21 protein-coding genes are annotated in these 24,515 nt (G+C 60.3%); 12 read left to right on the top strand and 9 right to left on the bottom strand.

Features of this window, described 5'->3' with window-relative positions:
• Position 1: 1 nt before the first annotated feature.
• Together ACP7B9_RS05365 and ACP7B9_RS05360 are read right to left on the bottom strand one after the other, a co-directional pair.
• Positions 2-565, bottom strand: a complete 564-nt coding sequence (locus ACP7B9_RS05365; protein WP_425861435.1) for a Dps family protein — start codon at positions 563-565, stop codon at positions 2-4.
• A 135-nt stretch (positions 566-700) separates the two neighbouring features.
• Entirely contained in the window at positions 701-1,321 is a 621-nt protein-coding gene (locus ACP7B9_RS05360) for an L-threonylcarbamoyladenylate synthase (protein WP_425861434.1), read from the bottom strand.
• A gap of 243 nt (positions 1,322-1,564) precedes the next feature.
• On the opposite strand from ACP7B9_RS05360, the gene ACP7B9_RS05355 reads away from it, so the two are divergent.
• Entirely contained in the window at positions 1,565-3,952 is a 2,388-nt protein-coding gene (locus ACP7B9_RS05355; RefSeq protein WP_425861433.1) for a transglycosylase domain-containing protein, read from the top strand.
• A 20-nt stretch (positions 3,953-3,972) separates the two neighbouring features.
• Here the strand turns inward: ACP7B9_RS05355 and ACP7B9_RS05350 are convergent, their stop codons facing one another.
• Positions 3,973-4,554: a hypothetical protein gene (locus ACP7B9_RS05350; protein ID WP_425861431.1), complete on the bottom strand. Its 582-nt coding sequence runs from the start codon at positions 4,552-4,554 to the stop codon at positions 3,973-3,975.
• Positions 4,555-4,872: 318 nt separating this feature from the next.
• Here ACP7B9_RS05350 and ACP7B9_RS05345 point away from each other — a divergent pair, with 318 nt between their 5' ends.
• A complete protein-coding gene (locus ACP7B9_RS05345) occupies positions 4,873-5,421 on the top strand; it encodes an AMIN-like domain-containing (lipo)protein (RefSeq protein ID WP_425861429.1) in 549 nt (182 codons plus the stop codon).
• 119 nt (positions 5,422-5,540) lie between these two features.
• Here the strand turns inward: ACP7B9_RS05345 and ACP7B9_RS05340 are convergent, their stop codons facing one another.
• Together ACP7B9_RS05340 and ACP7B9_RS05335 are read right to left on the bottom strand one after the other, a co-directional pair.
• The gene (locus tag ACP7B9_RS05340) at positions 5,541-5,963 is read right to left on the bottom strand and encodes a pyridoxamine 5'-phosphate oxidase family protein (protein WP_425861428.1); all 423 of its coding nucleotides are present in this window, start codon (positions 5,961-5,963) and stop codon (positions 5,541-5,543) included.
• Between the two features lie 20 nt (positions 5,964-5,983).
• Entirely contained in the window at positions 5,984-7,048 is a 1,065-nt protein-coding gene (locus ACP7B9_RS05335; protein WP_425861426.1) for a LacI family DNA-binding transcriptional regulator, read from the bottom strand.
• A gap of 259 nt (positions 7,049-7,307) precedes the next feature.
• Here ACP7B9_RS05335 and ACP7B9_RS05330 point away from each other — a divergent pair, with 259 nt between their 5' ends.
• Genes ACP7B9_RS05330 through ACP7B9_RS05320 form a run of 3 tightly spaced genes read left to right on the top strand, consistent with a single transcriptional unit; the run spans position 7,308 to position 10,623 of the window.
• The gene (locus ACP7B9_RS05330; protein WP_425861778.1) at positions 7,308-8,441 is read left to right on the top strand and encodes a Gfo/Idh/MocA family protein; all 1,134 of its coding nucleotides are present in this window, start codon (positions 7,308-7,310) and stop codon (positions 8,439-8,441) included.
• 2 nt (positions 8,442-8,443) lie between these two features.
• The gene (locus ACP7B9_RS05325) at positions 8,444-9,715 is read left to right on the top strand and encodes a dihydrodipicolinate synthase family protein (protein ID WP_425861424.1); all 1,272 of its coding nucleotides are present in this window, start codon (positions 8,444-8,446) and stop codon (positions 9,713-9,715) included.
• Positions 9,712-10,623: a sugar phosphate isomerase/epimerase family protein gene (locus ACP7B9_RS05320; protein ID WP_425861423.1), complete on the top strand. Its 912-nt coding sequence runs from the start codon at positions 9,712-9,714 to the stop codon at positions 10,621-10,623. The genes ACP7B9_RS05325 and ACP7B9_RS05320 overlap by 4 nt, the downstream gene beginning before the upstream one ends.
• A 138-nt stretch (positions 10,624-10,761) precedes the next feature.
• Here ACP7B9_RS05320 and ACP7B9_RS05315 read toward each other — a convergent pair whose 3' ends face one another.
• The 3 genes from ACP7B9_RS05315 to ACP7B9_RS05305 all read right to left on the bottom strand — a co-directional run bounded on the left by ACP7B9_RS05315 (position 10,762) and on the right by ACP7B9_RS05305 (position 13,562).
• The gene (locus tag ACP7B9_RS05315) at positions 10,762-11,397 is read right to left on the bottom strand and encodes a uracil-DNA glycosylase (RefSeq protein ID WP_425861422.1); all 636 of its coding nucleotides are present in this window, start codon (positions 11,395-11,397) and stop codon (positions 10,762-10,764) included.
• Between the two features lie 179 nt (positions 11,398-11,576).
• The gene (locus ACP7B9_RS05310; protein WP_425861420.1) at positions 11,577-13,094 is read right to left on the bottom strand and encodes a SulP family inorganic anion transporter; all 1,518 of its coding nucleotides are present in this window, start codon (positions 13,092-13,094) and stop codon (positions 11,577-11,579) included.
• Between the two features lie 198 nt (positions 13,095-13,292).
• Positions 13,293-13,562 carry a GlsB/YeaQ/YmgE family stress response membrane protein gene (locus tag ACP7B9_RS05305; protein WP_425861418.1) on the bottom strand — a complete coding sequence of 90 codons (270 nt, stop codon included), beginning with the start codon at positions 13,560-13,562 and terminating at the stop codon, positions 13,293-13,295.
• Positions 13,563-13,786: 224 nt separating this feature from the next.
• On the opposite strand from ACP7B9_RS05305, the gene ACP7B9_RS05300 reads away from it, so the two are divergent.
• The 6 genes from ACP7B9_RS05300 (at position 13,787) to ACP7B9_RS05275 (ending at position 21,192) form a co-directional block, all read left to right on the top strand.
• Positions 13,787-15,535, top strand: a complete 1,749-nt coding sequence (locus ACP7B9_RS05300; protein WP_425861416.1) for a long-chain-fatty-acid--CoA ligase — start codon at positions 13,787-13,789, stop codon at positions 15,533-15,535.
• 58 nt (positions 15,536-15,593) lie between these two features.
• Complete coding sequence (locus tag ACP7B9_RS05295) at positions 15,594-16,637, top strand: LLM class flavin-dependent oxidoreductase (RefSeq protein ID WP_425861414.1); 1,044 nt, start codon at positions 15,594-15,596, stop codon at positions 16,635-16,637.
• A 79-nt stretch (positions 16,638-16,716) separates the two neighbouring features.
• Positions 16,717-17,961, top strand: coding sequence for a pyridoxal phosphate-dependent aminotransferase (locus ACP7B9_RS05290; protein ID WP_425861412.1), 1,245 nt, complete (start codon positions 16,717-16,719; stop codon positions 17,959-17,961).
• 67 nt (positions 17,962-18,028) lie between these two features.
• Positions 18,029-19,072 carry an LLM class flavin-dependent oxidoreductase gene (locus ACP7B9_RS05285; RefSeq protein WP_425861410.1) on the top strand — a complete coding sequence of 348 codons (1,044 nt, stop codon included), beginning with the start codon at positions 18,029-18,031 and terminating at the stop codon, positions 19,070-19,072.
• Positions 19,073-19,459: 387 nt separating this feature from the next.
• Positions 19,460-20,938 (top strand): anion permease, encoded by a 1,479-nt coding sequence (locus ACP7B9_RS05280; RefSeq protein WP_425861408.1) that lies wholly within the window; start codon positions 19,460-19,462, stop codon positions 20,936-20,938.
• Between the two features lie 11 nt (positions 20,939-20,949).
• Positions 20,950-21,192 carry a hypothetical protein gene (locus ACP7B9_RS05275; protein WP_425861406.1) on the top strand — a complete coding sequence of 81 codons (243 nt, stop codon included), beginning with the start codon at positions 20,950-20,952 and terminating at the stop codon, positions 21,190-21,192.
• A 99-nt stretch (positions 21,193-21,291) separates the two neighbouring features.
• On the opposite strand, the gene ACP7B9_RS05270 is transcribed toward ACP7B9_RS05275, so the two are convergent.
• Entirely contained in the window at positions 21,292-21,750 is a 459-nt protein-coding gene (locus tag ACP7B9_RS05270; protein WP_425861404.1) for a hotdog fold thioesterase, read from the bottom strand.
• Between the two features lie 127 nt (positions 21,751-21,877).
• Between ACP7B9_RS05270 and polA the strand changes: the two genes are divergently transcribed.
• Complete coding sequence (gene polA / locus ACP7B9_RS05265) at positions 21,878-24,508, top strand: DNA polymerase I (RefSeq protein WP_425861776.1); 2,631 nt, start codon at positions 21,878-21,880, stop codon at positions 24,506-24,508.
• The last annotated feature ends 7 nt before the right edge of the window (positions 24,509-24,515 follow it).

The following is a 24,515-nucleotide window of genomic DNA, read 5'->3' as shown; positions in this document are numbered from 1 at the left end:
ATTAGGGCTTTGTCTTGCTGGCCGCGGACCGTTCGGTCTTGCTACCCGCATTGGCGAGATCTCCGGCGTCGTCCTCCAGATGTGCACGCATGAACCACTGGAACAATTCCAATTGGGCGCACTGGTTGATTACCATGTCCTCCGTGATGGGGTCCAGCTCGCCAACCTCGGACAAGGTCTTGCGGTGGCTCTTGAGGAACCCGTTGTAGACCAGGTCGAGGGCGGCCAGATGGGCAGAAGTATGGGCGCGCCCAATCGAGTAGTCGTCCCAGGGGCGTGCCTCTACTAATGCCCCCGGCAGGCCGTTCGGGGAAATTCCCAGGGTGGCAATTCGTTCGGCCGTCTCATCGATCATGGCCCGGACCAGGTCAATCTGGGGGTCGAGCATCTCGTGGACGCCGATGAAGTCACGGCCAACCACATTCCAGTGGGCGTGCTTGAGGGTCAGGGCAAGATCGTTTAATGCGTGCAGGCGGGCCTGCAGCAGTACGGCCACCTTGTGTCCATCCTGTAACGACAGTCCTGGAACTGTGAAACCTGCGCGGGTTGTTCTCTTGACGACCATGGAAACTCCTTCACGACTTATGCTCGGTTGGCATTCACACGGGACCTCTGTGTCCCGGCCTGTTCCCACGGTAGCGAGAAGAGGAACGAAGTGCCAGAGGTCGCCGGAAGTGGTTTCGAACCTTTCGCACCGCCCTTATTCGAAGCGGCTGGTATCTCCCATGCCTCGGCGCACCACTTCGGCATAGCCGCTGGAGAAATCCACCACAGTGGTGGGCTCGGCGCCAACGTCCCCTGAGTCAATGACGGCATCAAGGACGTGGTCAAGGGTTTCCTTGATTTCCCAGCCCTGTGTCAGCGGCTCCTCCTCGTCGGGCAGCAGGAGCGTGCTGGAGAGCATCGGCTCACCCAGTTCCTCGAGGATGGCCTGAATCAGCTTGCTATCGGGGATGCGCACACCAACGGTCTTCTTCTTCGGGTGGGCCAGGCGCTTGGGCACTTCCTGGGTGGCCGGCAGAATAAAGGTATACGGCCCGGGTGTGACGGATTTGATGCTTCGGAAAATATCGTTGTCCACCATCACGAATTGCCCCAGCTGCGCAAAATCCTTGCAGACCAAGGTGAAGTGGTGCTTCTTGTCCAGCTGGCGGATGGAGCGGATCCGGTCCAACGCCTCTCGATTGCCCAACTGGGCGCCGAGCGCGTAACAAGAATCCGTGGGGTAGGCGATCAAACCGCCAGCCTGCAGGGTTGCGACGACCTGGCTGACCATGCGGGGCTGCGGATCGTCGGGGTGAATGTCAAAGAATTTAGCCATATCCCGAGCATACGACTCCGGCCCGTGCGGGGCAGCTATTGCCGGGCGTGTATTTGTTGAAGAGGGTGCGTTTTGCCATCCTCAACTGTTTGCAAGTGGTGGTAGCGAAGGGATTTTACTGCTCCTTGCCAGCCAACTCCCATCTTGATGGAGGATTCTGGAAAGGAATTTTTGCGCCGTCTGGCAAGAGCCGGACACACTGTGCAGGACCAGCAGGAAAAGGTATTGAGGAGCATTCGTTACATGGCCACAAGATCAACAAGAAAATCTGGGCGTGCCGCACAGGCTGAACCCGGCTCCACAATGTCGAATCTGGGTCGGTTGTTTCTAGTGTGCGGTGTAATCGGCGTCATTGTGGCCGCCTTACTCATTCCTGGCGGGGTCTTGGCCACGGGTGCAGTTGGCAGCGTCGATGACTTCCTCTCAGAGGTTCCTGACGGCCTGGATGTTCAACCACCGGCGCAGGCAACCACTCTTCTTGCGTCCGACGGTTCAACCCTTGCCACGCTGTACGCCCAGGATCGTAAAGTCGTGGACCTGGACAGCATGTCTCCGTTTATTCGGGATGGTGTGGTGGCCATTGAAGATTCACGGTTTTACGAGCATGGGGGAGTAGACCTGACCGGAATCGCACGTGCCCTCGTTGCGACGCTGAACGGCAGCCGCCAGGGAGCGTCGACGATTACCCAGCAATACGTCAACAATGTGCTGATTGAGCAGCTCGTCTCTGCGGGAAACAGCGAGGACGCCAAGCTCGGAGTTGAGAAGACCATGGCTGACAAGGTCAGAGAAATCCAGCTGGCCATCGGGCTTGAAAAGCAGATGAGCAAGGATGACATCCTCGCCGGGTACCTGAACCTGATCTACTTTGGCAACGGTGCCTACGGCATTGAAGCGGCCGCAAAACTGTATTTCAACACGACGGCCAAAGACCTGACACTTTCGCAGGCGGCGTCCCTTGCCGGAGTGGTCAACAGGCCCAGCTACTACGACCCCATTACGCAGCCCGAAAACGTCGTCGACCGGCGCAACGATGTGCTGGCCAAAATGCTGGCACAAACAAAAATTACTCAAGCCGACTACGATGCCGCCGTCAAGACGCCGCTGGAACTCCACATCACCGAATCGGCCCAGGGATGCGCGGCAGCTGCCACGGCACCGTACTTTTGCGACTATGTGCAGCAGCTGATTCTCAATGACACGGCGTTCGGTGCCACAGTTGAGGAACGGACAAAGACTCTTTATCAAAGTGGTCTGACTATCCAGACAACACTGGACCCGGCCTTGCAAAAGGTTGCCCAGGAACAAGCCGCGGCGACCATGAGTCCCACCGATCCGCTCCAGCGTGGTGCCTCGATTGTCAGTGTTGAGCCAGGCTCGGGCAAGGTCCTGACCATGGCCCAAAACACGGTTTACAGCCCGGCTACCGCTGCTGGTAATTACATGGGCAATTTTGCCCTGCCGCTCAACGACACCAATGGCGAGTCACTTCACGGTGCAGGTGGGTTCCAGGCCGGTTCAACATTCAAGCCATTCATCTTTGCCGAATGGCTCAACAGCGGGCACTCAATGATGACCAGCATTGACGGTTCAGTCCGGCGGTATCCCGCGGGGTATCAGTGGCAGAACAGTTGTGGGACAACCACAGGTGATTATGATCCGGCCGTAGAGGGTTCCGTCCTGTTGCCCAATGACGATCCCGATCACTACTACGCCATGAGCGCCTATGAGGGCCTCTACAACTCCATCAATACCGTCACGTTCCAGACCGCGGCCGCCTTGGATTTCTGCAATATCCAAAAGATGGCCACGGCGGCGGGCGTGAAGGACGGACTGAGCAATGAGCCTTACGATCTCTCCACGATCTCTAAGCTGATCGGTACCAACAACGTGGCACCCATTGACATGGCCACGGCCTTTGCCACGTTTGCCAGCGGTGGCATTCGTTGCAACCCGATCGCCATTACGTCCGTTGTAGATGCTGCAGGCAAAAAATACCCCGTACCCGGGGCAGACTGCCAGCGCACCATTAGCGAAGACGTTGCTGCCGGCGTCACCTACGCCCTGCAAAGCGTGCTGGTCAAGGGATCCGGCTGGAACATTGGCTTGGACGATAAGAGCAATGCATTTGCGAAAACAGGCACAACCGACGGCAATATCGACACCTGGACCGTTGGCGCAACGAGCAGCATCGCCACGGCCTCATGGTTTGGCAGTTACCAGGGCAACGGAGCCGAGTGGGTCAACCAAGACATCACCATTAACGGCAAGTACTACGCGGGCGTCGACGGCGCAGATCTGGCTGGTGGGCAATGGGCAGCCGTCATGAATGCCGCGGCCAGCAACCCCGCCTATGCCGCAACGCCCTTCACACAGCCACCGGCCTCCATGCTCCAATCCACCGCGCCACTGGTGGCGGGAGTTAACGATCCGAAGCCCGGCGATGCTCCAGTGATAACCGAACCGCAGGCCACCCAGCCGCAAGCTACGGAGGAACCGGCACCCGCATCCCAGGCGCCCACGCAAGAAGCAACTCAGGAGCCAGCAGCCCCGGCGACGACAGAAGCCCCACAGCCAACTGCCGAGGCCACCTTGCCAAACAACAAGCCAGAGCCTAGCAATAAGCCGTGACTCTCAGAGGGTCTTCGTTGTTAGCTAGCTCCTTCGCCTCTGGCCATCTCGCCGGAGCGAGCGGTCATTTCGGCCGTCGCCAAAGCCAGGCCCAGCTTGTCCACGGCCTGCTGGTAGGTGGCAACGGCGTCGTCCGTGTCAGGAGTAACTGCTCTCAGCCGTTCCGCTGCCGTGACTGAGCGGATCAGTGCTGCCGTTTCGGGAATTCGAACATCGCTCATGGCAGGGAAATCAATACTCAGAGCGGGATCGAGCTCGTACCGGCACCAGCGCGTGATCAAGGAATCGTGCTGAGCAGTGACCTCCGCGTACGCCTCAGTGGTGCGCAGCTGCAGCCCTGCCACGGCCATGGCAGTCCTGTGGTGACGGAGAATTCTGTCGCTTGCTGCGGCAGCGGCGACTGAAATTCCCAGCAGTGCTATGGAGGACGGCTTGCTATGTTGGGCCGGGATGAGGATCATCGGTGCGAGGGCACAGATGCCCGTAAAGGCGTACCAGAAGGTTGAATCCGGATCGTTTTCCCTCGGTGCGCGCATGCGAACAAGCCACAGTGTTGCGACCGTCGTCAGCGTGACGAGGACTGCAAGTACAAGGAAAACCATGGCGGCACCTCCCGGCCCGACGTTCGGGCGGCACCGTCCGGACGCGTATGCGGGCCCACTCATTAGTGGGCCTACCTCCATTTCAGGCCCAAAATCTCCTCCGGTCAAGAGGATGTCTCCGGCCACTCGGAAAGGTCACGATCGCAAGTCTGCGGGCAAACTAACGAGATCTGCATAACGGTTGAAAACTCACCCTGAATGGGTGTATCGGTTCAGCCTAGCTTTTGCTCGGTCCATTTCGCTGGATGCCCGCTGGACATAACGTTGAATCACCCATAAATCCATGTATTCAACGTTTCCAAAAAGAAGGTGTTTTCCATGAAATTCCTCAAGACGTGGCTCGCCATTGTGGGGTTGCTGGCCGCATTCATCATGGTTGCTCCGGCGCCAGCCCAAGCCGCACCGTATTGTGGCATCACTTGGGGATCGATGGAGAAGGCGTCTGGCAGCCTCACCGGTGCTTCCGTCACCAATGTTCGTGCGGGCCGGCACGCGTGCTTTGACCGCATGGTCATTGACCTTCGGGGCCATGCCAACGGCTTCAGCGTCAAGTACGTTTCGTTGGTTTCCCAGCCGGGAAGCGGATTTCCAGTGCCGCTCCGAGGTGGTGCAGATTTGCACGTTGTAGTCCTGGCTCCGGCCTACGACCAAGCCACCGGTTTGTCCACCTATTCACCGGCCAACAGGAATGAGCTAGTCAACACCGCTGGCTTTGCAACCTTCCGCCAGGTGGCCATGGCCGGCAGCTACGAAGGCTACACCGACATCGGTGTGGGGGTCCGGGCCAGACTGCCGTTCAGGGTATTCTTCCTGAACGGTCCGGGGAACACGACCCGGATAGTGCTGGACGTAGCCCACCGCTGGTAGAGCCGAGCTGTTCACCTCAAGCGCCGGGTGCCGCCGTTGTCCGCATTTCCAAGGACGACGGCGGCACCCGGCTTTGCGCTGGCCACGGAGTAATGCGGTGGAGCGGAGGCGCAATCGAATCAGTAGCGTTCAGGTTCCGTACCAAGCTTGAAGCGAAGCCCCCGAATGCTGGTGGGGGTGATCTCCACAAAGGTGTATTTCAACGTCCGCAACCAAGGCGAAAGTGGCAGCTCGTTCAGGGCATCAATCTCGGTTTGGGATTCAACAACGCGCGCCGTTCCCTTGAGTACGACGCTCCAGGCTTCGGTTTCAGTCAGGCCATCAATTTCAAAGGCCACGGAATGGTTGACGGTCAGGGCGGCCAACTTCGTGCCAGGGTTGGTGCGGATGAGCAATGTGCCATCGTGTGCCAAGAAATTGATCGGGAAGATGTCGGGTTCATTGGCAACGCTGAGGGCCAATCGACCCAAGTGGGTGTGTTCGAGGAATTGCCAGACCTCGTCGTCGGACATGCTCTCACTGGGCTGCTGGTCACTGTTCATGATCTGATTATGCCCCACGGTTACGGGTTAATGACCTGCCCGCCGGCGCTTTCCCGCAGCACCACCGAACCCGTGAGTTCCGCGGGCTGTTTGGTCGATGGTGTCAGGGCAAGTTGGGCCGCAATCTTCCCAATCTCCTCCAGTGGGAGGCTGTACGTTGTCAGGCCGGGGAAGTGGTCCCGAAGGGTGGGGATGTCATCAAAGCCGGCCACCTGGGCATCCTCGGGGATCCGGAGCTTGCGTGATCGGAGTGCTGTCATGGCGCCAAGAGCCATGACGTCGTTGGCGGCAAGGAAGCACAGGGGGGAATCACCGTCGGACGTGAGGAGACTGGCTGACTCGGTGTCCAAGGACTCAAGGTATTCAAGCGTGGAATCGTATCCACCCTGACTGGAGAAGGCGCCATTGATAACAGCTAGCGGCTCACAAGCTGCCTGCGACAACCCCGCGAGGAATCCTTCAACGCGAACCCTGGCTGTGTTGCGTTCATGGGGTCCGGCAAGAATAACAAAGCGGCTGAGACCTCTATCAAGGAGAGCTCCGACGAGTTCGGCAGCTCCGTCGTGATTGGCAATGTTCACCACGTGCGCCTCGGGAATGGAAGATGGCCCGAGTGTCACAACGCGTCCGCCGTTGCCAATGTATTGCGAGAGTGCCTTGATGAGGCGGGGGTCCTCGTTGAGGAGCCGGGATGCGGCCAGGATGATGGCGTCCGTGCGGTATGAGATAAATGCACTGACGGCGGCCAGCTCGGCGCCTCCGGGGGAGCCGGCATCGCCTTCGAGATCGGTTCCGGCCAAAAGAACTTGATGTCGTGATTCCAACGCGGCTTGCTGAACTCCGCGGGCAATGGCTGAAAAGTATGGATCGGCGATGTCGTGAACGACCAGTCCCACCAGTCCTGTCGTTGACCGTGCCAGGGCTTGCGCCTGGGCGTTGGCGATGTAACCCAGTTCCTCAGCTGCAGCCCTGACGCGGTCCGCGATATCAGCGGCCGGCGTGCGGCTGGAGCCGTTGAGTACGCGAGAGGCAGTAGCCAGCGACACGCCGGCCTGCCGGGCAACTTCGGTGAGTTTGACTGGCACGGAGGGTTCCTTTTCAAGAAATGAGACCGAGCTAACATTTTGGTCTTGACCCGGTGATAACTTCAGCATATATTGGAAAGCGCTTTCCAAACTCGAGGCCACGCCGGGACCGCCGGTAAGCGCTTACAACTATCTCCGGGAGAATTCAGTGACTCTTACAGCCACCAACGAGCAGGCCGCTGCGCTAGCTGCAGAAACCGCTCAGGCCGTCAGCCCAAGCGGCACCGAAGCCGGCGGCAAGCGCGTCATTCGCATTGCCATGAACGGCATCACCGGACGCATGGGGTACCGCCAGCACCTGCTCCGCTCGATCCTGCCGCTTCGGGATAGCGGACTGACATTGGAAGACGGCACCAAGGTGGCCATCGAACCGATCCTGATTGGTCGCAACGAGGCGAAGGTGCGCGAGCTGGCCGAACTGCACAACGTTGAGCACTGGTCCACGGACCTTGACGCTGTCATCGCCGACCCCACCGTCGACGTCGTCTTTGACGCCTCCATGACGAGCCTGCGCGCCGCCACCTTGAAGAAGGCGATGGCCAACGGCAAACACATCTTCACCGAGAAGCCCACGGCGGAGACCCTGGAAGAGGCCATTGAGCTGGCCCGGATCGGTAAGGCCGCCGGCATTACGGCAGGCGTTGTGCACGACAAGTTGTACCTGCCCGGACTGGTCAAGCTGCGCCGCCTCGTCGACGAGGGGTTCTTTGGCCGCATCCTGTCCATCCGCGGCGAGTTCGGCTACTGGGTCTTCGAAGGCGAGCACCAGGCTGCCCAGCGTCCCTCCTGGAACTACCGCAAGGAAGACGGCGGCGGCATGACCACGGATATGTTCTGCCACTGGAACTACGTACTCGAAGGAATCATCGGCAAGGTTAAGAGCGTCAACGCCAAGACCGCCACCCACATTCCGGCCCGCTGGGACGAGCAGGGTAACGAGTACAAGGCAACTGCCGACGACGCCGCCTACGGCATCTTCGAGCTGGAAACCCCGGCTGGCGATCAGGTCATTGGCCAGATCAACTCATCCTGGGCCGTGCGCGTTTACCGTGACGAGCTGGTTGAATTCCAGATTGACGGCACTCACGGTTCCGCCGTCGCCGGCCTGAACAAATGTGTTGCCCAGCAGCGCGCCCACACGCCCAAGCCCGTCTGGAACCCGGATCTGCCTGTCACCGAATCCTTCCGTGCCCAGTGGCAGGAAGTCCCCGCCAATGCCGATCTGGACAACGGTTTCAAGCTGCAGTGGGAAGAATTCCTGCGCGACGCCCTTGCCGGCCGTGAACACCGCTTCGGGCTGCTGTCGGCCGCCCGCGGCGTGCAGCTCGCCGAGCTAGGCCTGCAGTCCTCAGCCGAGCGCCGTACCCTGGACATCCCGGAAATCGAGCTCTAATCATGACTATTTCAATCACCCTGCCCCTGCCCGCTGGTGAATCGTCCGACGGCGAACTGGCGGAACTTGCGCTGGGCGAGACAGGTCCGTGGCGGAAGCCCCATGGATTGATCCGTTCCCGCAAGGTCTACGCGGCGGCCCACGTCACGCCCAAGGTTCTAGGCAACAACACCCCGGGTGCCCCGGCCGACATTGACTGGGACTCCACCTTGGCCTTCCGCCGTGAACTGTGGAGCTGGGGCGTTGGCATTGCCGACGCCATGGACACGGCCCAGCGGGGCATGGGCCTCGACTGGGCTGCCACGCAGGAACTAATTCGCCGCAGCGCAGCCGAGGCCGCACTCATCGCTACGCCGGAGCGCACGGTTCGTGACCTGCTCGCCTGTGGCGCCGGCACGGACCAGCTCGACCCATCCGCCGTCGAACCCGGCAAGGACGGATTGGCAGCTGTGCTGTCCGCCTACCGCGAGCAGATTGCAGCGGTTGAGGCATCGGGTGCGAAGGTCATCATCATGGCGTCCCGCGCGCTGGCCAAGGTTGCCTCCGGGCCCGCCGACTACCTTGCCCTCTACGGAACCCTGCTCTCCGAGGTCAAGGAACCCGTGGTGCTGCATTGGTTGGGCACCATGTTTGACCCCGCATTGGCCGGTTACTGGGGCAGCGAGGACGTGACGGCCGCAACTGCTACCTTCCGGCAGCTCATCGAGACTCACTCGGCAAAGGTCGACGGCGTCAAGGTTTCCCTGCTCGACGCCGGCCACGAGGTTGCGCTGCGAGCTAGTCTCCCAGCGGGCGTGCGCCTCTATACGGGCGACGACTTTAACTACCCTGAACTGATCGACGGCGACGGCTCTCACTACTCGGATGCGCTGCTGGGCATCTTTGCGGCGATCGCCCCGGCGGCTTCCACGGCGCTGCAGGAGTACGACGCCGGGCGGCCCGCCGAGGCGCGTGCCATCCTGGATTCCACTCGGGATCTTGGGCTGCACATCTTCGAGGCGCCAACTTACTATTACAAGACCGGCATCGCGTTCCTTGCCTGGCTCAACGGCTTCCAACCAGGCTTCCAGATGATCGGCGGATTGCATTCCGGCCGCGACGTGAACCACCTCGTTAAACTCTTCCGACTGGCCGACACTGCCGGCTTGCTGCTTAACCCGGAGCTGGCAGCGACACGGATGGCCGGATTCCTGAGCAACGCCGGAATTCCCTCGACCGTGACTGTTGCTGGTCTCGTCACAGAAGGTCTCGTCGCAGAAGGGATCAACGCATGAGCACCTTTGGCAAGCTCTCCATCAACACGGCCACGATCAAAAAGGCGTCCCTTGCCGAGGCGTTGGACATCAGCGTTGCGGCCGGGCTCAAACATATTGGCCTGTGGCGGGACAAGGTTGCCGAGGTCGGTCTTGAAACCGCCGTAGAGCTGGTGCGGGCCTCCGGCTTGCAGGTTTCGAGCCTGTGCCGAGGTGGCTTCCTGACGGCGGCCGACGGCGCAGGCCAGGCAGCTGCTCTCGCCGACAACAAGGCCGCCATCTTGGAGGCCAAGGCGCTGGGCACCACGGAGATCGTCATGGTGGTGGGCGGTCTGCCCGATTTCAGTGTGTCACCCGGTGCGGTGGACGGGGGAGGCGCGGCAGGGGCCATTGTGGACGGAAAGGACCGTGGTGGAAAGGATCTGGTGTTGGCCCGTCAGCGCGTAGCCGATCGTCTTGCAGAGCTTGTGCCGTTCGCGCTCGAACATGGAGTCAGGCTGGTGTTGGAGGCCCTGCATCCCATGTACGCAGCGGATCGGGCCGTATTGTCGACACTCGGGCAGGCCCTGGATCTGGCCGCGCCGCACCCGGCGGAGGCCGTCGGCGTCGTGGTTGACACGTTCCACGTCTGGTGGGATCCGTCCCTGCGCGAACAGATTGCCCGCGCCGGAGCCGAAGGGCGGATCGCGGGTTACCAGGTGTGCGATTTCAACCTGCCCATCGCGGCTGACGCGTTGCTGTCCCGTGGTTTTATGGGCGACGGCGTGATCGACTTCGCCTCGATCGGCCAGTGGGTGGCAGAGGCCGGCTACAACGGTGTGGTTGAGGTTGAAATCTTCAATGAGGACATCTGGAACCAGCCCTATTCGCAGGTGGTAGACACTGTCAAGGAACGCTACGCCGAATTGGTGGAGCCGCACCTCGGCTAGATCCGGGCCCAGCGAAAGGCGGGGCCCAGCGAAAGTAGGGGCCGCCGTCGAACTTAAACAACTAACCCGCAGTAGTGGCTGAAAAATCGCGAAAAACGCGCCTTTTCGACCACTACTGCGGGTCAGGTGTAAATGGAGTTAGCGGCCCTTGACCATGATGCCGTTGCGGGTCATCGACTCGGCGTAAGCCTTGGCCGATTCCTGCAGCCACTGTTCCTGACGCTCGGGGGAGCCGGCAAAGCTACGGCCCGACAGTGAACGGACCTTGTAGATGCCGAAGCCACGCTTGTAGAGCATGGGGCCCTGGGCCTTGAGAAGCTGATCGGCAAGGCGGTGAGCCTCGGTGCCGTGGGCAACCAGGGCTGAAGCGCGGGGTACCAAGTTCACGAACTTCACCAGCGGGCGCAGGCCCTGTTCGATCTGCGGAGCTGTCAGGCGGCCGTTGGGCTCGCCCGGAGTGAACCACGGGTGGACATTCCACGGCATGACGTAGCTGGGGCGCAAGCCTATCTGCCAGTGAATGCCCAGCAGGCGAGTGGCAGCCTGATCGTCGCCAGCGGTGATGAAGCCCGAGGGGTCCATTTCGCCAACATTTGAAAACAAGCTGATGATCTTACATTCATCGACATCGTGAACCGGGTCCACGTAGGCCACCTGCTGCTCGGGCCGGGCTTCCGCCAGGGTGTCGCACAACTCGGTGATGGGAGCAATGTTCTCGTCGTAACGGCGATTCCAGAGCTGGTCACGCAGTGATTCAGTGGCCACGGATGTCATTGAGGGGTAATGCTCCTTAGAGGGGAAAAGAATAGGGTTTGGCAACTTCCCGGCGAAGGGGAATGCCCAGCTCTCTAGCTTAGCAATTTTCCTGGGTCTTGGGGTCTCTATGTCTGTGCTAAAGGGCTGGCCGAATGGGTTGATTGTGAGAAACACAACAGGGCAATTGCCTGCCGGCATCATCCGCCGAGCTTGCCTGCCAGACGTGTATGCATTTGCTCGCTTGCCTCGTTCAGCCGGGTAATGGTCACGGATTTGCCGTGGCGCCGATACTTCTCTTTGACTGCGTCAAGTGTTGCAATGCTCGAGGCATCCCAGAGGTGTGAAGCGTGCATGTCTATGACGACATTTTCCGGATCCAGCGCGTACTCGAACTGGGTGTACAGGTCATTTGATGAGGCAAAGAACAATTCACCGACAACTTCGTAGGTGGCCGTTTCCTGGCCCTCAAGCTCGGTCACGGCACGTTTCACCGTGACAAGGTGAGCGACCCGGCGCGCAAACAAGGCCAAGGCCACCAGGACGCCGACACCAACACCGATGGCTAGGTTGTGCGTCATCACCACAACCACCACCGTGGCCACCATGACGAAGGTTTCGCTCTTTGGCATCATCTTCAAGGTTGCGGGGCGGATGCTGTGCCATTCAAATGTGGTTGCTGAAACGTAGATCATGACGGCAACAAGGGCTGCCATGGGGATCAGGGCCACCACGTCACCCAGCACAACAACAAAGACCACAAGGAACACGCCGGCCAAGAATGTCGAAATTCGGGTGCGGGCCCCGGAGGCCCGGACGTTGATCATGGTTTGCCCAATCATGGCGCAACCGCCCATGCCGCCGAAGAACCCCGTGACAATGTTGGCCACGCCCTGGCCCAGGGCCTCACGGGTTTTTGAGGAACGGGTATCGGTGATGTCATCGACCAGCTTGGCTGTCATGAGCGATTCCAGCAGACCAACGAACGCCATGGCAAGGGAGAACGGGGCGATGATCTTAAACGTGTCCCACGTCAAGGGAACGTTGGGCATGAACAGTGTCGGCAGGCTGTGGGGCAATTCGCCCTTGTCTCCCACCGTGGGAACAACCACCGAGGCAAGGACCGTAAACAAGGTCAGGGCAACAATGGCCACCAGGGGAGCGGGCACGGCCTTGGTCAATTTCGGCAGCACAAACATGATCAGCAATGCGCATGCTGCCAGGGGATAGACCATCCACGGCACGCCGAGCAGCTCTGGAACCTGGGCAATCACAATGAGGATGGACAAGGCGTTCACGAAGCCCACCATGACCGAACGTGGGATGAAGCGCATCAGTTTCGCCACGCCGCCGAGTCCCAATAACATCTGGAACAAGCCAGCCAGGATGACGGCGGCGATGAGATAGTCCAGCCCGTGGCTTTTCATAAGGGGTGCAATGACAAGTGCGACGGCGCCAGTGGCGGCTGAAATCATGGCCGGGCGGCCGCCAACAAAGGAAATGGTGACTGCCATGGTGAAAGCCGCGAACAGACCGATCCGCGGGTCGACACCGGCAATGATGGAAAAAGCCAGCGCTTCGGGGATCAGTGCCAGAGCCACCACAAGCCCGCCGAGTACCTCTGTCTTGAGTCGACGCGGGGAACGCAATGTGCCCCAGACCGATTGCAGCTCGCGTGGGGTGGGGCCCGGAATGGTTCCGGTGGATTTTGTTGCCATGGCTGTTTCCTTTGTCATGCGGGGATGCCCGACGGCGTTATTCTCGCGTGCCGCCGGCCGAAGACAACCCTAATGCAACAGCCCTCATTCAATAGCGTCAGGGGCAGGTAGCGCGTTAGCCTTGCGGCCGCACTACCTGCCCCTGCGGTTTAACTTTTGGCAGGCTCCCGTTGGGAAGCCTTAGCTGATCGACCTTAGTTAGGCGGAGCTCTTGTTTCGACCTGTGATGGCGCCGTAAACTCCGGCAACTACGAGCCCACCAACAATGGCTAGCAGCCAGGAGCCGAGGCTCCAGAATGTCATGCTGCCCTTATTGAACAGGAGGTCTCCGATCCAGCCACCAACGATGGCTCCGACGACTCCAAGAATCAGGCTTGTCACCCAACCTCCGCCGACGCGGCCCGGCATGATCGCCTTGACTATGACCCCGACGATGAGGCCCAAGATAATCCATCCAATGAAACCCATTGCTCCTCCTCATGATTGAAAGTGCTGTTTCCTGTGACAGCCGGCTTCCCGCCATTAGCTGAAAAAGCCGGTGAGTCCACGCTAACCGCGCAAGCGCCGAAGGTCTACCCCCTATTGGAAGCCATGTTCTACTATCCGCTCCATTGCTCCTGCTACTACCCTCACGGGTAGGCCGAGATCGGGGCCATTCGACACCGCCGGGCCTTGACGGCAAAATGGGAATCATGCCGAACCTTGAGCGCCCTGCCGCTACGCCGCCATTCCACTCGACTCAAGATGCCGCCTTGCACGGCGGAGTCCACCAGCCCTGGGTGAAGAATTACCAACCTGGTGTACCTGGCGAAATTGAACTGCCCACCGAGTCGCTCGTCGCCATGTTCGAACGCTCCGTGCAGGAAGCCGGCGATGCTCCCGCCATGGAGTTCTTTGGCCGCCGCACGAGCTACCGCGAGCTGGGGGAGCAGGTGAGTCGGGCGGCTGAGGGTCTGCGTCGCCTCGGCGTCCGCGCAGGGGATCGGGTAGCCCTGATCCTGCCCAATTGTCCCCAACACGTGGTGGCCTTCTACGCTGTGCTGCGCCTCGGGGCAGTGGTGGTCGAACACAACCCGCTGTACACCTCCCGGGAATTGCGCCACCAGTTTGAGGACCACCAGGCACGGGTGGTTATTGCCTGGGACAAGGTCGTGGAGATTATTGAAGAATTTCCGGCCGATGTTGGTGTGGATCAGATCATTGCCGTCAATATGCTGGCCGAGTTCCCGGCGCTGAAGCGAATGGCGCTTAACCTGCCGATAAAGAAGCTGCGTGACAGCCGCGCGGCACTGAGTGCACCGGCGCCGGGTGCGATGAGTTGGAAGGCCTTGCTCTCGAGCGGGAGCCTGGATCCGGCGCACCCCTGCCCAGATGTTCAAGACCTGGCAGTCATTGGCTACACCTCAGGCACCACGGGGCGTCCCAAGGGTGCCATGTTGACGCATTTCAACCTCTATTCCAATGCGCTGCAGGGCGAGGCTTGGATGCACGGTGCACAGACCGGCAAGGAGGTCCTCTATGCCGTGCTCCCCATGTTCCACGCCTTCGGCATGACTCTTTACCTCACATTCGGCATCCGCAAACAGGGCCTGCTGGTGCTCTTCCCGAAATTCGACACGGATCTAGTGCTGGCAGCCATGAAGAAATCGCCCGCCACCGTATATTGCGCCGTGCCACCCATCTATGAGCGCACGGCCATGGCGGCCAAGGACAAGGGCATCTCGCTGCGCTCCTGCAAGTTCTGCATTTCCGGAGCCATGAACCTTCCCGATCATGTGGTTGAGCTGTGGGAATCGGTCTCCGGCGGGCTGCTCGTTGAGGGCTACGGCATGACCGAATCATCGCCGGTGGCCCTTGGTAATCCCTTCCACCCCACCCGCCAGTCGGGCACCATTGGTGTTCCGTTCCCGTCAACCTTGATGAAGGTGGTCGACGTCGATGACCCCACCGCGGAGGTGGCGCAGGGGGAACCCGGCGAGCTACTCATTAAGGGTCCCCAGGTATTCAAGGGATATTGGAACAATTCCGCTGAGACCGCCAAGGCGCTGACCGAGGATGGCTGGTTACGTACGGGCGACATTGTCACGGTCAGCCCCGAAGGCTTCACGAAGATCGTGGACCGGGCCAAGGAGCTGGTCATCACTGGTGGCTTTAACGTCTCGCCGTCGGAAGTAGAAAACGTGCTGCGCCAGCACTCCAACGTCGCTGATGCAGCAGTCTTCGGCAAACCGCTTGAGCGTGGCGGTGAAATGGTGGTTGCCGCCGTCCAGCTCGAGCCCGGAACGGATCTTGACGAGGCAGAACTGCGGGCATTCTGCAAGGAACGCATGGCCCGCTACAAGGTACCCGTGCGGATCATCGAGATTGAAGAAATGCCCCGCTCCATGCTGGGAAAGATCCTCCGCAAGCAGGTCAAGGAAGAATCACTTCCTCTCTTGTAGAACCACGCATTTGTGGAACCGGCGCCCAGCGCCCGGATTGTTGAACGTGGTAGGCACCATGGAAATCGGTGCGTACAGTTTTGGCGACACCCCCTTGAATGCTGATGGCACACCCGGCGCAACTGCCCACGGCATCCGAAGCCTCTTTGAGGCGATTGTCTTGGCGGACAGGGTGGGGCTCGATTACTTCGGGGTGGGGGAGCACCATACGGTGTCCATGCCGGCCTCGTCTCCTGGTGCCATGCTGGCGGCCGCGGCGGGTGCAACCAAGAACATCGTGCTTGGCAGCGCTGCCAGCATCATCAGCACGGACGATCCGGTGCGTGTCTTTCAACAGTTCGCCACGGCAGATGCGATTTCCGGAGGAGGGCGCATTGAGATCACCGCCGGCCGCGGCTCCTCGGTGGAAACCTTCCCGCTGTTCGGCTACGAGCTTCGGGACTATGACCAGTTGTACGCCGAAAAGCTTCAGCTGCTCATGACCATTAATAATGCGGAAACGGAAAGTGTCAGCTGGAACGGATCCGTCAGGCCTGCCATCGACAACCTCGCCGTCGTCCCTCGTCCGGTGCAGGGGAAGCTGCCGCTATGGATCGCGACTGGCGGCAGCCCGGCGTCGTCCGCTAGGGCAGGGCAGCTGGGACTTCCGGTGTCCTACGGCATCATTGGCGGGGCGCCCCACAGATTTGCGCCGCTGGCCGAGCTGTACCGAAAGTCGGCTGAGCAGGCCGGCCATATGGGCGATGACGTCAAGATTTCGGTGGCAGCCCTGGGCCTTGTCGCGCCAACCAAGAAGGAGGCGCTGGAGCGCTTCTACCCTGGCTGGCACAATATGAATGTGGAAATGGGGCGGCTGCGCGGCTGGCCGGCCCCGGACAAGAACGCGTACCTAGCTCAGGCACAGGCGCCCGGTGCCTACTATGTGGGAGATCCGGACGAAGTTGCTGAGCGGATCGTTCACCTTCACGGTTACATGGGGCATATGCGCCACTTCCTGCAAAGCGATATTGGTGGCCTGCCGCAGGAACACCTGCTGGAGTCCATCACCTTGCTGGCTACCGAGGTCAAGCCCCGGGTGGAGCGGCTGCTCGCCAAAAAGTAGGACTGCCGGGCCGGAATCGCCGTGCCGGAATGTGGACCGTGCGAGTGTTTGTAGTGCTGCTTGTGTAAAAATGGACTGTATGCGCCCCATGCAACATTCCAGTAAATTAGCCAATGTTCGGTACGAACTTCGCGGACCAATCCTCCACGCAGCGCAAAAGATGGAGGCCGAAGGGCACCGGATTTTGCGAATGAACCTTGGTGACACGGCACCCTTTGGGCTTGAGGCGCCGGAATCGATCGTGGTGGACATGATCCACCACCTGCGTGGTGCGCAGGGGTACAGCGATTCCAAGGGAATTTTCTCGGCTAGGACCGCCATTTCCCAGTATTACCAAACCAGGGGCCTGATGAAGATCGGTGTTGACGACATCTTCGTCGGCAACGGAGTCAGCGAGCTCATTTCCATGACGCTCCAGGCGTTTCTGGAAAATGGTGATGAGGTCCTGATCCCGGCCCCGGACTACCCGCTGTGGACGGCATCCGTGACTCTGACCGGCGGCGTCCCTATCCACTATCTTTGTGACGAGGAAAATCAGTGGTGGCCCGACATGGCCGACGTGGAGGCAAAGATCACGCCCCAAACACGTGCCATCGTCATCATCAATCCAAACAACCCCACCGGCGCCGTCTACCCGCGCGAAATTCTGGAACAGTTCGTTGACCTGGCGCGCAAGCATGACCTGGTGCTCTTTGCTGATGAGATCTACGAAAAGATCCTCTACGACGGAAACACGCACATCCACATGGCCTCGCTGTCCGAGGATGTCTGTGTCCTGACCTTCAGTGGCCTGTCCAAGGCCTACCGGATGCCTGGTTACCGGGCTGGCTGGGTTGCCCTGTCGGGTCCGCGTGCGGCTATGGCTGATTTCAAGGAATCCCTCGAACTATTGGCCTCATTGCGACTGTGTGCGAATGTGCCGGCCCAGCACGCCATTCAGACGTCCCTTGGTGGTTACCAAAGCATCAACGACCTGACCAAGCCTGGCGGACGCCTGCGTGAACAGCGTGATCGAGCCTCGGAGCTGCTCAACGCCCTTCCTGGTGTGTCCTGCGTTCCGGCAGCGGGAGCCATGTACCTCTTCGTCAAGCTCGATCCACAGATGTATCCCATCGACTCTGATGAGAAGTTTGTGATTGACCTGTTGCAGGATCAGAAGATTCTTGTCTCCCACGGGACGGCCTTCCACTGGCCAACCCCTGACCACTTCCGGTTCGTGATTTTGCCGTCCATCGGCGACATCGAAGAGGCCGTTCGGCGCATCGCATCCTTCCTGGCGGTATATCGGCGCAAGACGGTCCTGGCCGCTTCCTCCCGGGAATAGTTTCGGCGCCATTGAGGTTCCCGTAATAGATGCAAACGCATATTCTTTGGAAAAGGATGGAACTTCCGTGGCACTTGGCAACTTTGAACTAGGCCTTGACACCTTTGGTGACGTAACGCTTGATGCGAACGGCGATCCGAAGTCGGCCGCACAGGTGATTCGCGACGTCGTCGAGCAGGCTGTGCTGGCCGACAAGCTGGGCTTGGACTACTTCGGGGTGGGCGAGCATCATCGCGATGACTTTGCCGTCTCTGCTCCGGACATGGTGCTCTCGGCCATCGCCGCCAAGACGGAGCGCATTCGCCTTGGCTCGGCCGTCACCGTCCTCAGCTCGGATGATCCCATCAGGGTCTTCCAACGCTTTTCAACGCTCGACGCCGTTTCCTCAGGCCGGGCGGAGGTCACCCTTGGCCGTGGCTCGTTTACGGAGTCCTTCCCGCTTTTTGGCTTTGACATGGCCGACTACGAGGAGCTCTTTGAGGAAAAGCTCGAGCTTTTCGCTGAACTCCTGAAGCAACAGCCAGTCAACTGGAGCGGCAACACCCGGCCGGCGGTGACAAATCAAATGGTCTACCCGCACACAGAATCCGGAACCCTGAAGTCCTGGGTTGCAGTAGGCGGCAGTCCGCAATCTGTTGTGCGAGCCGCCCACTATGGCATGCCGTTGATGCTGGCCATCATCGGTGGAGAGCCCCTGCAATTTGCGCCCTTTGCCGAGCTGTACCACCGGGCGTTGAAGGAATTTGGGCAGCCGGAACAGCCTATTGGAGTACATTCTCCCGGGCACATTGCCGAGACGGATCAGCAGGCCCAGGACGAACTGTGGCCCCACTACGCGGCGATGCACAGTCGGATTGGCCGCGACCGCGGCTGGCCGCCCCTGACTCGCGCCGAGTACGACGTCACGGCCGGCCCCCGAGGTGCGCTGATGGTTGGCTCGCCGGAGACAGTAGCCAAGAAGATCACGGCGGTGGCCAAGGCGCTGGGACTTTCGCGCTTTGACCTGAAGTTCAGCCATGGCACCCTGCCCCATGAGGCCATGATGAAGAGCATCGAGCTGTACGCCACCGAGGTTGCACCGCGAGTGCGGGCCAACCTCAAGAAGGGTTAGCCCCTGGCCGCAACGTGACGGTGAGCAGGACGGGGGAGCGCCTGGGCGTGATGTCAGGCACTATCCGCATACTGCATTTCAGCTGTGCAGAACCAGCTGATGCTCCGCAGCCCCGTATGCGGATGCGGGGGCACCTCCATACCAGGGGGTGCCCCTGGGGTTTCTGCCGTCTTCGTCGCGTCAGCCTGCGATTCATCCCGGCCTAGGAATTGGTTACGGGAAAGCGAACTTTAGGGAAACAATCAATGCGATATCGTCGTAGTATCGTAGCGGTTGGTTTTCGCCGGTGACCCACTTCTACAGGGAGCGCAGTTTGCCGCAGGCCTTCGAATCCAACTGAACGTTTTCGCAGTCTTGCTTTTGCCCCCCAATAGAAATGGATCGCGGGTGGATCTCACCTTTATGGTCGTGCTTGTTATAGCGCTGGCCCTCTTCTTTGACTTTACGAATGGCTTTCACGACACAGCCAATGCGATGGCGACTCCCATTGCCACCGGAGCCATCAAGCCCAAGACGGCCGTTGCGCTTGCCGCAATCTTGAATCTCGTGGGAGCTTTCCTTTCCACCGAGGTGGCCAAAACCATTTCCGGAGGCATTATCAATGAGGGCGGCCCCAACGGTGTCGCCATCACGCCGGAGATGATCTTTGCCGGGCTGATGGGCGCGGTGCTGTGGAATCTGCTGACCTGGCTCCTTGGCTTGCCCTCGAGCTCATCACACGCACTCTTTGGCGGCTTGATCGGTGCGGCCATAGTGGGTACCTGGTCATTCGGTGCGGTCAACTTCATGGTGGTTGTCTCCAAGGTTCTGTTGCCGGCCGTGCTGGCGCCAACAATTGCCGGGCTGGCGGCCTTCCTGTGCACCAAGCTCGCGTACAGCATCACCCGTCGATCGGATCCGGATTCCGGAGACAAACTCACCCAGAAGCGCGGTGGTTTCCGCCGTGGCCAGGTCTTCAGCTCCTCGCTGGTGGCACTTGCGCACGGTACGAATGACGCCCAGAAGACCATGGGTGTCATCACCCTTGTCCTGGTCGCTTCGGGCCTGCAAACCGCAGGAACGGGCCCGCACATCTGGGTTATCACGGCCTGTGCGTTGGCCATTGCCGGCGGAACCTATGTGGGTGGCTGGCGCATCATCCGGACCCTCGGATCGGGTCTCACCGATGTGAAGCCCGCTCAGGGTTTTGCCGCTGAAACAAGCACCGCCGCAGCCATCCTGGCCTCCAGCCATCTCGGCTTTGCTCTGTCCACCACACATGTCGCCTCGGGCTCGGTCATTGGCTCCGGCCTAGGCCGCAAGGGCTCAACCGTGCGCTGGGGAGCCATCGGCAAGATCGGGATCGCCTGGCTGCTGACGTTGCCGGCCGCCGCGATCGTGGGCGGACTCGCGGCTCTGTTGATGCGCACAGGCATTGTCGGCGTCGTCATCGTTGCCGCGCTGGGCCTCGGCGCAATCTTGTTCATGTTCTTCCTGTCCCAGCGTGAAACTGTGGATCACAGCAACGCCCTCAGCGACGTTGACGCCGTAGGTGAGGCCATGCACATTCCCAACAAGAAGGAACGGGAAAAGTTGGCCGCAAAGGCCCGGGCTGCCCAGAAGGTTGCCGAGAAGGCCGCTAAGCGAGCAGCCGAAACCGACGCCGCTAGGGCCATTGCCCAGAGTGCCCTGGACCATGCCGACACCGCCGTGCTGAAGGCCATGACGAAGGCAGCCGAGGACGCACAAGCGCCCAAGATCAAGGTTCCTAAAGTCAGTCTTCCTAAAGCTGGTCTCCCTAAAGTCAAGCCGCAGCCCGCTGCGGACGCGACCGTCGACGTCCCCGTTGTCGCTGCCCCCGCAGCCGACACCGAGCAGGAGAAATAATGATTAACTGGATGGCTTTTGTTACAGTCGCGATCACAACTTTTGTTGGCGCCGGTTTTGTCGTCACGATGTACTCACTGGGAGTGCGCTTCACGGCCGTCAGCGGAGACGACGACGGCCGGGTCAACCATGTCGCCAAGTGGGGCTCGTACATTTGCTTTGGTTTTTGCATCCTGGTGGTCATCGCCGGGATTATCTTGATTGTTCCGTTCCTCAGTGATGGAGCAGCCGAGATCATCGGCAACATCTTCTAAGCTTTTCAAAGCTTGCGGCACCTACGACGCCGGGCACCTGCCTTCCGCTTGATTGGAAAGGCAGGTGCCCGGCGTCGTTCGTTAACGGACTCGGGGGAGTCAGCTATCCAGAATCATGTTGGTGATGCGGCAGGTGGAGAGGCGGCGGCCGGCCTCATCGCTCATGACCACCTCGTGTGTTGTGAGGGTGCGGCCCAGATGAATCGGTGTTGCCGTGCCCGTGACCACGCCGCCCGAGGCACCACGGTGGTGTGTGGCATTGATCTCAATACCCACAACCTTCCGGCCCTCTCCGGCATGAAAAGCCGCCGCAAAGGACCCCAAAGTTTCGGCCAGGACCACGTGCGCACCGCCGTGCAACAGGCCCGTTACCTGGGTGTTTCCGGCAACCGGCATGGTGGCAACCATTGAATCAATGCTCATGTGTGTGAAGACGATGCCCATCTTCGTCACCAGCGTGCCCACCCCATGAGGGCCAAGCACAGAATGGAACTCGGTGGGGATCCCTGCGGCAAGGAGTTCCTCGGACAAAGGATGCGGTGTGAATTTATCGCTCATGATGACTAGGCTGACACTTGTGAGTGAATCTGCCAAAACGGCCCCCCAGTCCACAGCTACTGCCACCCCTGCACTTGAACCTGCCGACGGCGCAACGCCGCGCATGTTGGTTCTCGACGGGCACTCCATGGCATTCCGTGCGTTTTATGCCATGCCCGTGGATAAGTTTGTGACGCAAGCGGGCCAGTACACGAATGCCGTCCATGGCTTTACCGCCATGTTGCTCACCATGATTCGCCAGCAGAAGCCCACCCACGTGGTGGTTGCCTTTGACCTGGACACGCCAACGTTCCGCTCTTTGGAGTACACGGAATACAAGGGCGGGCGCAACAAGACGCCCGAGGAGTTCTACGGCCAGATCGATCTGATCATCAAGGTCATGGAAGCCATGAAGATTCCCACCATCTCGGTGGACGGGTTTGAGGCAGATGACATTATCGCCACGCTCTCCACCCAGGGTGAGGCTGCCGGTTGGGACGTCGTGGTGGTTTCGGGGGACCGCGATGCCTTCCAGCTCATCACCGATAAGGTTTCGGTGCTGTACCCCAAAAAGGGCATCTCCGATATTCCGCCCATGGACGCGGCGGCCGTCGAGGCTAAATACTTTGTGCCACCGAACCGCTACTCGGACTTGGCTGCACTGGTGGGTGAAACCGCAGATAACCTCCCGGGTGTGCCGGGGGTCGGGCCCAAGACGGCCGCCAAATGGATCAACCAGTATGGCGGCCTTGAAGGGATCTTTGAGAACCTCGACGCCATTGGCGGCAAGGTCGGCGAGTCCCTGCGTGCGCATGTAGAGGACGTCAAGCGCAACCGTCGCCTGAACCATCTGCTGCGCGACATGGAACTCCCGGTACCGATAGCGGACACCGTGCTGCAGGCCCCCGACAGGGCCGCAGTGGAGGAACTGTTTGACGCCCTTGAGTTCAACCAGCTGCGCAAGCGTCTGTTTGATCTGTTTGGCGAGGAGGAAGCGGCCGACGACGGTGAGGTGCACGAGGTACCCGCCCACCAGGTGGTCACCGAGGCTGCTGCACTGGAAGCGTGGCTGGCTGCAACAGCATCGGGTGCTGTTGCTGTTGACGTGCTCAGCGAAAAGGTTGGCATGGCGCACGAGGCGACCGCGGTGGCGCTGGTAGGCAAGGAATCCGCCGTCGTGGTTGAACTGGGTGCCGCCGACGCGGCCCTGGAGTCGGCTCTGGCGGCGTGGCTTCTCTCCGATGCGCCGAAGGTGGTGCACGAGTACAAGGAGGCCCTGAAGGCCCTGTCCGTGCGTGGGCTGTCACTCGGTGGCGTGGTTGATGACACCTCACTGTCCGGGTACCTGATCCAACCTGACCGCCGCAGCTACGAACTGGCCGAGCTGAGCCAGGTTCACCTCAAGGTAGGCTTCGATGCTGGAACTGCCTCTGATTCGGGGCAGCTGGACCTTGGTCTGGAAAGCGATGCCAAGTTTGGCGACGCCGTTCAGCGCGCCTACGTGGCGCTGTTGCTCAGTGAGCACTTTGGACCGCTCCTTGAGGAACGGGGCGCCGCCGCGCTGCTGCGCGATCTGGAATTGCCGCTGGCCGCAGTCCTTGCCCGCATGGAACTGACGGGAATCGACATCTCGCAGGAGCGGCTGACAACCCTGTTGGCCGATTTCACGGCCGCCATGAATGCGGCCAAGGAAGCTGCCTATGCGGCCATTGGCCACGAGGTCAACCTTGGCTCGCCCAAGCAGTTGCAGGAGGTCTTGTTCGAGGAATTGGGACTTCCCAAGACGAAGAAGATCAAAACTGGCTACACCACCGACGCGGCCTCATTGAAGTCGCTGTTGGAAAAGACCGGCCACGAATTCCTGGCCCAACTCATGGCCCACCGTGAAGCTTCAAAGCTCAAGCAGATGGTGGAGACGCTCAAGAAGTCCGTGGCCGAAGATGGCCGCATCCACACGACCTATGCGCAAAACGTTGCCGCCACGGGCCGCCTGTCATCCAACAACCCGAACCTGCAGAACATCCCGATCCGCACCGAAGAAGGCCGGCGCGTACGCGACATCTTCGTCGTCAGCGAAGGCTACGAATGCCTGCTCGCGGCCGACTACTCGCAGATTGAAATGCGCATCATGGCCCACCTCTCCGAAGATGTCGGTCTGATCCAGGCCTATGCGGAAGGCGAGGACCTGCACCGGTACGTTGGCTCGCACGTGTTTGGCGTTGCACCAGCCGAGGTCACCTCCGCCATGCGATCCAAGGTCAAGGCCATGTCCTACGGCTTGGCCTATGGCTTGACGAGCTTTGGCCTGTCCAAGCAACTCGAAATCTCCGTGGATGAAGCACGCACCCTGGTCAAGGACTATTTCGACCGCTTTGGTGGCGTGCGTGATTACCTGCGCGGCGTCGTCGAACAGGCCCGCAAGGATGGCTACACCTCCACCATCGAGGGCCGCCGCCGCTACCTGCCGGACCTCTCCAGCTCCGACCGCCAGCTGCGTGAACTGGCCGAGCGCATTGCCCTGAATTCACCCATCCAGGGTTCGGCCGCGGACATCATCAAGCACGCCATGCTTGGTGTGGCGGCGGAGCTAACGGCCAAGGAACTCAAATCACGGATGCTGTTGCAGGTCCATGATGAATTGATTCTTGAGATCTGGCCTGGCGAGCTCGATGCCGTCAAGGCCCTTGTCATCGAACAAATGGGTGCAGCAGCGGATTTGCTGGTTCCCTTGGAAGTTCAGGTTGGCCTGGGTGCCAGCTGGAACGACGCCGGACACTGAACTGCCG

It is taken from the genome of Arthrobacter sp. TWP1-1 (genome assembly GCF_049897845.1).
Lineage (GTDB): Bacteria > Actinomycetota > Actinomycetes > Actinomycetales > Micrococcaceae > Specibacter.
Note: the sequence above shows the minus strand (reverse complement) of the source record. Positions and strands in the feature narration are given on the sequence as shown.